Source organism: Streptomyces sp. NPDC059169 (assembly GCF_042755225.1).
Lineage (GTDB): Bacteria > Actinomycetota > Actinomycetes > Streptomycetales > Streptomycetaceae > Streptomyces.
The window spans coordinates 1-13,081 of sequence record NZ_JBHZCF010000007.1; the positions used below are offsets into that span (position 1 = coordinate 1).

Below are 13,081 nucleotides of genomic sequence, written 5' to 3' on the forward strand. Positions count from 1 at the left end.
TCCGAAGGCAAACGACACCATCAGGCCCTGATCGCTCTGGCCCGCCGCAAGATCAACGTTCTCTACGCCATCCTGCGCGACCAACGCCCCTACGAAGCCCGGCCACCTCTTCGTCTCGTAGCTTGACAACAGCATTAGGCAGCGTCCACCGGGGCGGACTCACCGCGGTGGGCTGCGTGGTGGGCGCGGATGCGCTCGGTCTTGTCCGACACCTCAGCAGGGTCGACAGGGCCGTGCTCCGCTTCAGCGGCGGCGATGTACTCGTCGATGGCCTCGCGCTGGAGCTGTCGCTGCACGGCCTCCTCGATATAGGAGGAGACGCCTTGCTTGCCGGCGCACGCGGATGGCCTCCAGGGTCTCGGCTCGGTCCTCCGCGGTGATTACCGGCGACCGGCGGCGAGTCTGCAGAGGCGGTCGCCGATGACGGAAACGCCCGGACGGGGCTCGTTCTCGTAGTACCAGGGCTTGCGTCGGCGCATCAGTGCCTCACCGTGCTCGCTCCAGGTGAATCCGGGTTTCCGCAGGAGCCTCCGGAACACCTCGTCGACGGTCTCCGGGTGGGCGGCGGCCAGGCGTCGGATCGGCAACGGCGCGATCGTCTCCTCGCGCAGATACGAGCGCAGCAGATCCTGATGACGCCTGCGCCCCGTGAGGGTGGGGTCCGCGAAGAGGTGCAGCAACGTCCCGTAGTCCGCGTAGAAGTTGAGCCCGTCGACCTGGTCGTAGATGACACCGACGGTGTCCGAGTCCGCCAGTTCCCTCGGGAATTCGAAGACGGGCAGGTCCAGGCCAGGGAGCCGCCCGCGTCGGGCACGGCCGGGCTGTTCGGCGATGGCGACCTCCTGGCGGTGGCGGTAGTAGGCGTTGAGGAGGTCCTCAGCTTCAGCAGGCGGAAGGACCAACTCATCGCCGCCGCAGAACTCGACGAAGGCGGCCCGATCCTCCCTCATCCGCTGCCACCCCTGCTCGATCTTGTCTGGGTTGCGGAAAACCAGCTCGGGATGGCCGGTGGCCAGTTCGAGCGCCGCCTGAGCAATATCGGTGGCACTGGATCTGGGGTAGTACGACATCGCCCCGGTCACCAGCCACGCCCCGTCGGCCGAGTGGACGGGTACCAGGCAGGTATGAAGGAATCCTCCCTTGGCCACTCCGCGGAACGCCGCCCGCCCGACATTCGAGTGCGTGCGGTACTCCAGGTCATCGACCAGGTTCAGCAGGACGACGGCATCGCCGTCCTTGCGCTGGATCTCGAAAATGCCCTCGACCGGGTCACGCCAGCCGAGCACCATCTCCCGGTCGGACGGGGTCAAGTCCTTCCGTCCGGCAACGAACCGGTCCACCACGGTCGAACCGTCCGGCAGGCGGTACCGCAGGATGAAGTGGTCGGTGATCCGGATGGCCTCACCCTCGTCCAACTGCCGTGCAGGCCCCGCGGCCTCCAGCAGGAGAGGCGTCAACCACCGGTCAAAGCGAGCGCTCTGAGCGAAAGTGACCAGTTGCCCTTTCAACTCGGCGCTGCGCTCAATGAGGCCGGCCAGTGGTGGTCCACCCGCGCCCTGTACGGCGTCAGCCACGTTCAGCCCTTTCTTGCAAGCCAGTTCCGCATGAAGTGAGGGGTACCCGGCCTCAACCGGCCCAATGGCGGTACGCCTCGATCCACTCCGCGCCTTCGGGCGCGGGGGCGGGCAACGGCAGGTCAAGGATGCCGATCGACTGCCGGACGCGGCCACGCGAGCACAGGGCGACGACTCTGCCGTCCGGCGCGAGGGCGACGCCGCGCACCGTCACCTCGACGCCGAGAACCACGGTGACGAAGGGCAGGCCGAGGCGCTCCTCGAGCATGGTGAACAGACCGGTCCGCTGTTCGTCCTCGCCGTAGGCGTCCACCGTCGCCTCTTCGATCATGGCCTCGATTTCGGCCCTACCCAGTGTGCCCACGACGCCACGGTAGCGACCCCCATCGCGACGCCGACGTGGCTTCCCGAATCTGCTTCGTCGGTATACCCGTGATATCCGTGGCAGCGGAAAGCCCGCGTATCGTCGGGGTCATGCGTCTGAGCACGGTGATCCTCCCCATCCACCGATGGGCCGAAGGACAGAAGATCTGGCGGCGGGCCGAAGACCTCGGGTTCCATGCCGCGTACACGTACGACCACCTCTCCTGGCGGACCTTCCGGGACGGGCCGTGGTTCGGTGCCGTGCCCACCCTCACGGCCGCGGCGACGGCAACGCAGAGTATCCGCTTGGGTACCCTCGTGACCTCGCCGAACTTCCGGCACCCTGTCACCCTCGCCAAAGAGCTGATCACCCTCGACGACGTCTCCGGCGGACGCGTCACGCTCGGCATCGGCGCGGGCGGCAACGGTTTCGACGCGACCACCCTGCTGAAGAGCGGCGAGGAGCCGTGGTCCCCGCGCGAGCGCGCGGACCGGTTCGGCGAGTTCGTCACCCTGCTGGACGCGCTGCTGACCGAGCCTGCGGAGACGACGTACGAAGGCAGCTTCTACTCGGCCGGCGAGGCGCGCAACGTCCCCGGCTGCGTCCAACGGCCCCGGCTCCCCTTCGCCGTCGCCGCAACCGGCCCCCGCGGGCTGAAGCTCGCGGCGCAGTACGGGCAGGCGTGGGTGACGACGGGCAACCCCAAGCTGTACGAGACGGGCTCCGCCGAGCAGTCACGCGAAGCCATCGCCGGGCAGGTCACCAAGCTCGACAAGGCATGCGCGGAGTTCGGGCGGGACGCGGCCGATCTCGACAAGATCCTCCTCACGGGCTTCACACCGGACTTCCACCCGGCCGCCGCGCGGGGTACCCGTCCGCTGGACTCCGTGGATGCCTTCGTCGACTTCGCCGGCCGGCACGCCGACCTGGGTTTCACCGAGATCGTCGTCCACTGGCCGATCGCCGATTCGGTCTTCGCCGCGGACCAGGAGGTCTTCGAGAGGATCGCGACCGAAGGCCCGCGGCAGTTGCGCTGAGTATCCGTCCGCCCACTCATATGTGCGCCCGGCCGCACGGTCGTGCAGGCGGTACGGGAGAATGCCCGAGTGACCTCAGCTAACGCTCCACTGCCGCTCCCCGCCAACGTCCGGCTGATCGCCACCGACCTCGACGGCACCCTGCTGCGCGACGACAAGTCCGTCTCCGAGCGGACCGTCGCCGCGCTCGCCGCCGCCGAGGAGGCCGGGATCGAGGTCTTCTTCGTCACCGGCCGCCCGGCCCGTTGGATGAACGTCGTGAGCGACCACGTGCACGGTCACGGCCTGGCGATCTGTGCCAACGGGGCGGCCGTCGTCGACCTGCACGCCGGCGGTGCGCTGCTGCAGGTCCGCCCGCTGGCCCGCGGTACCGCGCTGGACGTCGTCACCAGGCTGCGCGACGCGGCACGCGGCGCCTCCTTCGCGGTCGAGACCTCGACCGGCATCCACTACGAGCCGCACTACCCGCCGTTCCACCTCGACCCGGGCGCCACGGTGGCCTCCGCCGAGAAACTGCTGCACGAAGGGGAGCCGGGTTCGGCGGTCCCGGTGCTCAAGCTGCTCGCCCAACACCCCGAGCTGACCCCCGACGGCTTCCTCACCCTGGCCCGCACCGTGGCGAGCGACATATCGACCGTCACCCGCTCCAGTCCGACGACCCTCCTGGAGATCAGCGGCCTGGGTGTCTCCAAGGCCTCCACGCTCGCGCTGTGCTGTGCCGAGCGGGGCATCTCGGCCGACGAGGTCGTCGCGTTCGGTGACATGCCCAACGACGTGGAAATGCTGAACTGGGCGGGTGTGTCGTACGCCATGGGCAACGCGCACCCGGACGTCATCGCCGCCGCCTCCGGCCGGACCGTCGCGAACAACGAGGACGGGGTCGCGGTCGTCATCGAGCGGATCTTGGCCGCTCAGGGCGCACCCCGACGGGCCTAGCCCAGCCGCCCAACGGACGCGCCGTCGACGCACCGCGCGTCCGGCGCTCCCCTCCCCCGGCCCCACGTCGGCGCACGGCTGTGACCGGGAGGCACCACATCGATCGCGGCCCTCGTCAGCTGCCGTGGGGTCCTCGCCGGCTGCCGCCCGGAGGGCCGGTCGGCCGCCGCGCCGCGGCGGCCGACGTCGCCCGGGCAGTTCGTCGCCGCTGCCCGGGCAGTACGTCACGCCGGACACCGCGGCGAGCCACCGCGTGCCGTCCGGTCACCCGGCCCGTGCACCACCGCAACAGGGCACCGCACCCTCACCGGAGCCGGACACCGCGGTCCCGCAGCCAGGCCACGGGGTCCACCCCCGAACCCAGGTAGGGGGTGAGCCGCGCCTCGAAGTGCACGTGCGGCCCCGTCGAGTTCCCCGTCGTACCGGCCTGGGCGATCCACTGGCCGGTACGGACGCGTTCCCCCTGGTCGACCATGACAGAAGCGAGGTGCGCGTACTGCGTGTACCAGCCGTCGGCGTGCTGGATGACGATCTCCATCCCGAAACCGCCGCCGCAGGAGACGGAGACGACGCGCCCCCCACCGACAGCGCGCACGGGCGTGCCGATGCCGACGGCGAAGTCCTGGCCGGTGTGCCGGTGTGCCCAGTGCGCCCCCGCACTGTCGAAGCCGGCGGACAGCGTGTAGTTCTGCACCGGCGTCACCCAGGCGGAGCCGCTGGGCAACTGCGGCTGCGTCAGCCGTACGGCGCCCGCGCAGGTGCCCGCGGCCGCGCTGCGATTGGCCTGGGCCTGCAGTTCCCACTGGGCGGACTCCAGTTTGGCCTCGACGCCCCGCTTGATGCGCGCCAGCTCCGCACGATGCGCATCCAGCCGTTCCCACGCCGCACGGGCCTTCTCCTCGACCCCGTACGCCGCCCGTTCGGCCTTCTTCACCTGGTCCAGCAACCGGTTCACCGCGTTGTCGGCCTGCCAGGACATCTGCCAGCCCCGCAGCAGCTCGTCGGGGTCATCGGCGAGCAGCAGCCGGGCGACCACCGCCAGGCTGCCGCCGCTGCGGTACTGGGCGCGGGCCACCGCCCCGATCTCGTCGCGTACGAACGTCAGCTCGCGCCGCCGGTCGGCCAGTTGGTCCTGGAGCTCGTTGACCTCCGCCAGCTCGGCCTCCGCCGCGCGCCTGCCCCGCTCGTACGTCTCGGTGGCCGCCGCTGCCTCCTCGAACAGCTCGGCCACCTGGGCGCTCACGGTCGGCCCGTCGTTGGCGGCGGCCGGCTGCGCGGGCGGCAACCACAAGGGGACGGCGGCCAGGAAGGCGCACAGCAGCTGCCCGAGGAGCAGCCGGCGGCGGTCGCGTCGTTGAAGGCCCATTCTCGGATCGTCACACCGGATGTGTCCGATCTGTGGCACATCGACGGTGTCGTACCGCCAACCGGAGTAGCGGGGCGCGCGGGGCGGGGAGGATCAGTGCTCCCGAGGCCCGTCCCCGGAGGCTGCGGTGACCGCCGCTGCTCGTCGTGGGTGATCGCAGAGGAGGTCTGCTGCCCTCTCGCGGTCCAGCATGCCGCGCAGCGGGCCGTCGGCTTCGGCGAGTTCGGCGAAGCTACCGCGCTGCACGGTTCGGCCCCCGTCCAGCACGATCACCTCGTCCACCGCCTCCAACCCGCGGAGCCGGTGCGTGATCAGCACTGTCGTGCGCCCCTCGGTCGCCGACAGCAGATCGGCGGTGAGGGCGTCCGCCGTGGCCAGGTCGAGGTGCTCCGCGGGTTCGTCGAGAAGGGTCACGGGGAAGTCGGCGAGGAGGACTCGGGCCAGCGCGAGCCGCTGTCGCTGGCCGCCGGAAAGGCGGGCACCGTGCTCGCCCACGAGGGTGTCGAGTCCGTCGGGGAGCCCGTCGGCCCATTCCAGCAGCCGGGCGCCGGCGAGGGCCGCCCGGAGGTCGTCCTCACTGGCCCCGGGACGGGCGAGCCGGAGGTTCTCGCGGACGGAGCTGTCGAAGAGGTGGGCGTCCTGCGCGCAGAGCCCGACGAACCGCCGGACGGTCTCCCCGGGCAGCGCGGCCGCCTCCGTCCCTCCGAGCGTGTACGTACCGGCCCGTGCGTCGAGGAAGCGGAGCAGCACCTGGGCCAGGGTCGTCTTGCCGGAACCGGACGCGCCGACGACGGCGACCCGCTTGCCCGCCGTCAGCGTCAGGTCGACGTCGGTGAGCGCGTCCCGTTGCTGTCCTGCGTGGCGGGCTGCGAGCCCGCGGACCTGAAGGGGGAACGCGCCGGCCGGTGCGGTGGCCGGCGCCACCGGTTCGTGCACCGGAGCAGGAGCGTCCAGCACCTCGAAGACCCGCTCCGCGCTCCGCTTCACCCGCTGGCGGTACTGAGCGGCGAGCGGCAGCCCGAGGACGGCCTCGAACGCGGCGAGCGGCGTGAGGACGACGACGGCGAGCTCGACACCCGCCAACCTGCCCGCGTGCACGGCCAGGACGCCCGCACAGGCGGCGGATGCGACGGTCAGCCCGCAGGCCACGGCGGTCAGCCCGCCGCCGAGGGCAGTGGCACCCGCAGTGCGCGAGGCGATGCCGGTGAGCTCCCGGTCCGCTTCCCGTACCCCCGCCATCCGGCCCCGCAGGGCGCCGGCGACCGTGAGCTCCGCCGTGCCGCGAAGCAGGTCGACGACCCGGGTGGTGAGCACCCCGCGTGCCGGAGAAAGCCGCCGTTCGGCATGCCGTGCACAGATGTCGCTGAGCACGGGCACCCCCGCGCCAGCGGCGAGCAGTCCGATCGCCAGTAGCGCGCCGGCTTCCGGCAGCAGCCACGTCGTGAACCCCACCGACGCGACCCCGACGACGGCCGCCGCCCCCACGGGCAGCATCCAGCGCAGCCAGTAGTCCTGCAGCGCATCGACGTCGGTGACGACCCGGGACAGCAGATCACCCCTGCGGATGCGCCCCAGTCCTGCGGGTGCGATCCGTTCCAGCCGCCGGTACACGCCGACCCGCAGGTCGGCGAGCATCCGCAGCACCGCATCGTGCGAGACGAGCCGCTCGGCGTATCGGAAGACGGCCCGTCCGAGGCCGAACGCCCGCGTCGCCGTCACCGCGACCATGAGGTACAACACCGGCGGCTGCTGGGAGGCACGGGAGATAAGCCAGCCGGACACGGCCATGAGTCCCACGGCCGATGCGAGCGCCAGGCTCCCGAGGACCAGTGCGAGCAGGAGGCGGCCGCGCTGCTCCCCGGCCATGGCACGCACCCGCGCCAGCACTCCGGTGGGACGGGCCGACGCTCCCCCGGAGCACGGGCCGCCGGTTCCGGGTGGGCGTGGTGCCGGCGCCGGTCTGTCGGCGGCGGCCACAGCGGCGGGAAAGGTCACACCGGCGGACCCGGTCTCGGGGTACGCCGCGGACGGCGGTCGGGGGATCGCCCGGGCAGCGCTCCGCCGGGGAGCCTCGGCGGTGGATGTCGCCGCACCGGGCGGATCGAGTTCCACCACCCGGTCGGCCACCGACAGCAGCGCAGGGCGGTGGACGACGAGCAGTACGGTGCGGCCCCTGGCCAGCCGTCGCACCGCGTCCACGACGCCCGCCTCGGTTTCGCCGTCCAGAGCAGCCGTCGGCTCGTCGAGCAGCAGTAGCGGGCGGTCCGCGAGGAAGGCACGGGCCAGCGCCAGACGTTGCCGCTGGCCCGCGGACAGCCCGGCTCCGTCCTCACCCAGCACGGTGTCCGCGCCCTGCGGTAGCCCGGCCACGAAGTCGTGCGCCCCTGCGTCCCGCAGCGCTGCACCGACCTCCGCTTCCGTCGCATCCGGCCGGGCAAGCCGCACGTTCTCGGCGACCGTGCCCGCGAAGAGGTACGGCCGCTGGGGTACCCAGGCGATCCGTTCGCGCCACGCATCGAGGTCGACGGAGGCCAGGTCCGACCAGTTGCCGTCAGAGCCGCTGATCCGCACCGTCCCCTCGTCGGGGGGGACGAAGCCCAGGACCACGTCCAGCAGCGTCGACTTCCCGGCCCCGCTCGGCCCGACCAAGGCGACGGTCTCACCCGCTTCGACCGTGAACGACGCGGCGGCCGGGGTTGGCACAGGCCGTCCCTCGTACCGGACGCTCACCGATTCCACTGCCAGCCGTATGCCCTGCCCGTCCGGCAGCGCTCCCGAACCGCCCGTGCGGACCGGCGTTTCCAGGACGGCGAAGATCTCTTCCGCGGCCGACAGCCCTTCCGCCGCAGCGTGGTACTGGGCGCCGACCTGCCGGAGGGGCAGATACGCCTCCGGGGCCAGGATCAGCACGACCAACCCGCTGTAGAGGTCGAGGTCGCCGTGGACGAGTCGCATCCCGATTCCGACCGCGACCAGTGCGACCGAGAGCGTCGACAGAAGCTCCAGGGCGAAGGAAGACAGGAAGGCGATCCGCAGTGTCCGCAACGTCGCACGGCGGTATTCCGAGGTGATGGACCGGATCGACTCGGCCTGTGCCTTCGCCCGGCCGAACACCTTCAGCGTGGGCAGTCCCGCGACCACGTCCAGGAAGTGGCCGGACAGCCGCGCCAGCAGAGTCCATTGACGGTTCATCCGCGACTCGGTCGCCCAGCCGATCAGCACCATGAAGAGCGGGATCAACGGCAGGGTGACCACGATGACCGCCGCCGACACCCAGTCCTCGGTGACGATACGGGCGAGGACCGCGGCCGGAACCACCACAGCGAGACCCAATTGGGGCAGGTAGCGCGAGAAGTAGTCGTCGAGCGCGTCCACACCGCGGGTCGCCAGAGCGGCCAGGGCACCGCTGCTCTGCGGAACCGTGGCGCTCGGACTGCGGCCGGTGGCGTCCTGGGCGGGCCGCCCCGCCCCGAGCGCGGCCGCCCGCTCGAGCAACCGCATCCGCAGCTCCGACTTGACGGCCGCACTCGCCCGGTGCGCGGCCAGCTCGGTCAGCCAGGCGACCGACCCGCGCCCGACCGCTACCGCGGCGAGCAGCACCAGCGGTGTCCCGAGACCCTCGAGGTCCAGTCCCTGCTGAAAGGCCCCCACGACCACCTCGGCGATCAGCATCGCCTGGGCGACGACCAGCGCCGCCCCGGCAAGACCGAGGGCCACCACGGCCGCCATGAACAGACGGGTGGCCCTGGCATACCGGAGCAGACGCGGGTCGACGGGTTTCACGTGAAACATCCAGTCATGGGTCTCGGGACGCGGTCATCCGGACGGGATCAGTGGTTCTGGGCGATGTGCTGCGTGCCGATCCGCTTCCGGAACACCCAGTACGTCCATCCCTGGTACAGCAGCACCACCGGAGTGGCGATCCCCGCGCACCAAGTCATGATCTTCAGCGTGTAGGGGCTCGACGAGGCATTGGTCACCGTCAGGCTCCATTCCTCATTGAGCGACGACGGCATGACGTTGGGGAAGAGCGTCAGGAAGAGCATCGCCATCGTGGCGGCGATCGTGAGGCCGGAGAGCGCGAACGACCACCCCTCGCGGCCCGCCCCGATCGCCACGACCGCCCCGATGAGTGCCACCGCCGCGACGATCATGGCAGCCAGGCTCGATCCGTCGCCCTTGTCCACCTGGGTCCAGCCGAGGAAGCCCAGCGCCAGGGCGGCCGTGACCAGCCCGAGCGCGCGTGCCAGCTTCCGGGCCCGCTGCCGTATGTCCCCGACGGTCTTCAGCGCCGCGAACACCGCGCCGTGGAACGTGAAGAGGAACAGGGTCACGAGCCCGCCGAGCAGGGCGTACGGGTTCAGCAGATCACCGAAGGTCCCGACATACTCCATCTCCGCGTCGATCTTCACTCCGCGCACGATGTTCCCGAAGGCCACGCCCCACAGCACGGCGGGCACCACGGAAGTCCAGAAGATCGCCTCCTCCCAGTTGCGCTGCCAGCGCTCCTCCGGCCGCTTCGCGCGGTACTCGAAGGCGACCCCGCGCACGATCAGGCAGACCAGGATGATCAGCAACGGCAGGTAGAAGCCGGAGAACAGCGTGGCGTACCACTCGGGGAACGCGGCGAACGTCGCACCGCCCGCCGTCAGCAGCCACACCTCGTTGCCGTCCCAGACCGGACCGATGGTGTTGATCAGTACCCGCTTCTCGACCCGGTTCCGGGCGAGCACTTTGGTCAGGACCCCGACCCCGAAGTCGAACCCCTCGAGGAAGAAGTAGCCGGTCCACAGGACGGCGATGAGTACGAACCAGACGTCGTGGAGTTCCATGACTCAGCTCCCAGTCCTCTGTCTCAGTACGAGAAGGCCATCGGCCGGTCGGCGTCACGGTCGTCGCCGCCGATCTTGGTGGGCGGATTGAGGTCGGAGTCGCTGAGCTCGGGCGGTCCCGCCTTGACGTACTTCACCAGCAGCTTGACCTCGATCACGGCGAGTACCGCGTAGAGCAGGGTGAAGACGATCATCGAGGTGAGCACCTCTCCCGTGGACGTGCCCGGGGAGACGGCGTCGCGGGTGCGCAGCACGCCGTAGACGACCCACGGCTGCCGACCCATCTCGGTGAAGATCCAGCCCCAGGAGTTGGCGATGAGGGGGAAGCCGAGCGTCCACACCCCGGCCAGCCAGTAGAGACGACTGAGCTTCGGACCGAGCGGTTTCGCGAAGAGCACCAGGTGGGGGACGTCGTCCTCGCCGACCCGCAAGGCCCGGGGCAGCAAGAACTTCTTGCGGGTCAGCCAGAGTCCGGCCAGACCGATCGCGAAGGAGGCCATGCCGAAGCCGATCATCCAGCGGAATCCCCAGTAGGTGACCGGGATGTTGGGCCGGTAGTCGCCGGGACCGTACTTCTCCTGCTCGGCCCTGTTGGTGTCGTTGATCCCGGGGACGTACGAGGTGAAGTCGTCGTTGGCGAGGAAGGACAGCAGGCCGGGGATCTCTATGGCGACCTTGTTGTGGCCCTTCTCCACGTCCCCGTACGCGAAGACGGAGAACGGCGCCGGCTGCTCGCCGTCCCACAGTGCCTCGGCCGCGGCCATCTTCATGGGCTGCTGCCTGAACATGACCTTTCCGAGGAAGTCACCGCTGATCGCCGTGAGCAGACCCGCGATCACGACGGTGACCAGACCGAGCCTCAGCGAGCTCTTCATCACCGGGACGTGCTTCCGGCGTGCCAGGTGGAAACAGGCGATCCCCACCATGAACGCACCACCGGTCAGGAAGGCGGCGGAAAGGGTGTGGAAGACCTGGGTGAGCGCGGTGTTCTGGGTCAGCACCAACCAGAAGTCGGTGAGCTCGGCCCGCCCGTTCTCCTTGTTGATCCGGTAGCCCACGGGGTGCTGCATCCAGGAGTTGGCCGCGAGGATGAAGTACGCCGAGAGGATGGTGCCGATGGAGACCATCCAGATGCAGGCCAGATGGATCTTCTTCGGGAGCTTGTCCCAGCCGAAGATCCACAGACCGATGAAGGTGGATTCGAAGAAGAACGCGATCAGCGCCTCGAAGGCGAGGGGGGCGCCGAACACGTCCCCGACGAAGCGCGAGTAGTCCGACCAGTTCATCCCGAACTGGAACTCCTGCACGATGCCGGTGACCACGCCCATCGCGATGTTGATCAGGAAGAGCTTTCCCCAGAACTTGGTTGCCTTGAGGTACTTGTGCTTCCCGGTGCGCACCCAGGCTGTCTGCAGTCCGGCCGTCAGGGCGGCCAGCGAGATCGTCAGGGGGACGAAGAGGAAGTGGTAGACGGTGGTGATGCCGAACTGCCATCGCGCCAGGGTCTCTGGCGCCAGTGCTAGGTCCACGTCGTCTCTCCTCACCTCGGCGTGGTCACATCACATCGGCGCGGTCGCGGCAGCCCGTCCCGGCGAAAAGATCGTTCCAGGACATAAAGGTCGCTTGTGAACGCGTTCACATTCACAAGCATTATGGCTCATGTGAATCGTGTAAAGACAGCGGGGGTCGTTTTCCGGTCAGGAGAAAGGTCACGTGACCACCGGCGCCGTCATGGGCACACACAGCGAGCCCCCGCGAGCCAGGGGCTCGTGGGGGCTTCTGCCACCGCGCCGGGCGGTCGGCTAGATCTCCTTGCGGAACGCCTCCGCCGTCTGCAGGAACACGTCGTTCGCCTCGCTCTCACCGATGGTGACCCGCACACCCTCACCCGGGAACGGCCGCACCACCACGCCGGCCGCCTCGCACGCCGCCGCGAAGTCGACAGCACGGGCACCGAGCCGCAGCCAGACGAAGTTCGCCTCGGTGCGCGGCACGGTCCAGCCTTGCCCGACCAGGCCCTCGTACACCCGCGTCCGCTCGCCGATCAGGGCGCCGACCCGTCCGAGCAGCTCGTCCTCGGCCCGCAGCGAGGCGACCGCTGCATCCTGGGCGAGCTGGCTGACACCGAACGGCACGGCCGTCTTGCGCAACGCGGCCGCCACCGGCTCGTGGGCCACGGCGAAACCGACCCGCAGACCCGCCAGTCCGTACGCCTTCGAGAAGGTGCGCAGCACGGCGACGTTCGGTCGGTCCCGGTAGATCTCCATGCCGTCGGGGACGTCGGTGTCCCGGATGAACTCGCGGTACGCCTCGTCGAGCACCACCAGGACGTCCGACGGGACCCGGTCGAGGAACCGCTCCAGCTCCGCCCGGTGCACCACGGTGCCGGTGGGGTTGTTGGGGTTGCAAACGAAGATCAACCTGGTCCGGTCGGTGACCGCGTCCGCCATGGCGTCCAGGTCGTGCACGTCGCCCTCGGTCAGCGGCACCTGCACCGGCGTGGCCCCGCTGATCCGGGTGATGATCGGGTAGGCCTCGAAGGAACGCCAGGCGTAGATGACCTCGTCGCCCGGCCCCGACGTGGCCTGCAGCAGCTGCTGGGCAACGCCCACCGAGCCCGTGCCGGTCGCCAGGTGCGAGAGCGGCACGCCGAAGCGGTCGGCCAGCTCGTCCATCAGGCCGGTGCACGCCATGTCGGGGTACCGGTTGAAGGTCCCGGCCGCAGCGACCGCGGACTCCATCACTCCGGGCAGCGGCGGGTAGGGGTTCTCGTTCGAGGAGAGTTTGAACGCGACCGGGCCGCCGGCCGCGGCGGGCTTGCCCGGCTTGTACGTGGGGATGCCGTCCAGCTCGGCGCGCAGCTTGGGGCTCGTCTCGCTCACCGCAGGTCCTCCTCGACCGTCGTTCTGTGGCCGTACACGTCGGTACCGCTCATCAATACTGCTCACCATATGAGGATTCCCGGCCGCTGC

The 13,081-nt window shown here is 70.1% G+C and carries 10 protein-coding genes and 1 pseudogene; 3 read left to right on the forward strand and 8 right to left on the reverse strand.

The genetic code is table 11. The features are described 5' to 3' along the window. Nucleotides 1–126, forward strand: a pseudogene (locus tag ACFXOM_RS14760) (IS110 family transposase); the annotation flags it as partial. Between the two features lie 8 nt (nt 127–134). Here the strand turns inward: ACFXOM_RS14760 and ACFXOM_RS14765 are convergent. The 3 genes from ACFXOM_RS14765 to ACFXOM_RS14775 all read right to left on the reverse strand — a co-directional run bounded on the left by ACFXOM_RS14765 (nt 135) and on the right by ACFXOM_RS14775 (nt 1,938). After that, nucleotides 135–296: a hypothetical protein gene (locus ACFXOM_RS14765; RefSeq protein ID WP_384941096.1), complete on the reverse strand. Its 162-nt coding sequence runs from the start codon at nt 294–296 to the stop codon at nt 135–137. Between the two features lie 84 nt (nt 297–380). After that, entirely contained in the window at nt 381–1,574 is a 1,194-nt protein-coding gene (locus tag ACFXOM_RS14770) for a hypothetical protein (protein WP_384943958.1), read from the reverse strand. A 52-nt stretch (nt 1,575–1,626) separates the two neighbouring features. After that, complete coding sequence (locus ACFXOM_RS14775; protein ID WP_384943960.1) at nt 1,627–1,938, reverse strand: hypothetical protein; 312 nt, start codon at nt 1,936–1,938, stop codon at nt 1,627–1,629. A 110-nt stretch (nt 1,939–2,048) separates the two neighbouring features. Between ACFXOM_RS14775 and ACFXOM_RS14780 the strand changes: the two genes are divergently transcribed. Together ACFXOM_RS14780 and ACFXOM_RS14785 are read left to right on the forward strand one after the other, a co-directional pair. Next, nucleotides 2,049–2,975 (forward strand): LLM class flavin-dependent oxidoreductase, encoded by a 927-nt coding sequence (locus ACFXOM_RS14780; protein ID WP_384941090.1) that lies wholly within the window; start codon nt 2,049–2,051, stop codon nt 2,973–2,975. Nucleotides 2,976–3,044: 69 nt separating this feature from the next. Continuing rightward, nucleotides 3,045–3,911, forward strand: coding sequence for a Cof-type HAD-IIB family hydrolase (locus ACFXOM_RS14785; protein WP_384941088.1), 867 nt, complete (start codon nt 3,045–3,047; stop codon nt 3,909–3,911). 304 nt (nt 3,912–4,215) lie between these two features. On the opposite strand, the gene ACFXOM_RS14790 is transcribed toward ACFXOM_RS14785, so the two are convergent. From ACFXOM_RS14790 to hisC, 5 genes are all read right to left on the reverse strand, one after another. Further along, the gene (locus tag ACFXOM_RS14790; protein WP_384941086.1) at nt 4,216–5,277 is read right to left on the reverse strand and encodes a peptidoglycan DD-metalloendopeptidase family protein; all 1,062 of its coding nucleotides are present in this window, start codon (nt 5,275–5,277) and stop codon (nt 4,216–4,218) included. 93 nt (nt 5,278–5,370) lie between these two features. Then, nucleotides 5,371–9,060: a thiol reductant ABC exporter subunit CydD gene (cydD, locus tag ACFXOM_RS14795; RefSeq protein ID WP_385038249.1), complete on the reverse strand. Its 3,690-nt coding sequence runs from the start codon at nt 9,058–9,060 to the stop codon at nt 5,371–5,373. 47 nt (nt 9,061–9,107) lie between these two features. After that, a complete protein-coding gene (gene cydB, locus ACFXOM_RS14800) occupies nt 9,108–10,109 on the reverse strand; it encodes a cytochrome d ubiquinol oxidase subunit II (RefSeq protein WP_384941084.1) in 1,002 nt (333 codons plus the stop codon). Nucleotides 10,110–10,132: 23 nt separating this feature from the next. Then, nucleotides 10,133–11,638: a cytochrome ubiquinol oxidase subunit I gene (locus tag ACFXOM_RS14805; protein WP_384943962.1), complete on the reverse strand. Its 1,506-nt coding sequence runs from the start codon at nt 11,636–11,638 to the stop codon at nt 10,133–10,135. Nucleotides 11,639–11,911: 273 nt separating this feature from the next. Then, entirely contained in the window at nt 11,912–12,991 is a 1,080-nt protein-coding gene (gene hisC, locus ACFXOM_RS14810) for a histidinol-phosphate transaminase (RefSeq protein WP_384941080.1), read from the reverse strand. Between the last annotated feature and the right edge of the window lie 90 nt (nt 12,992–13,081).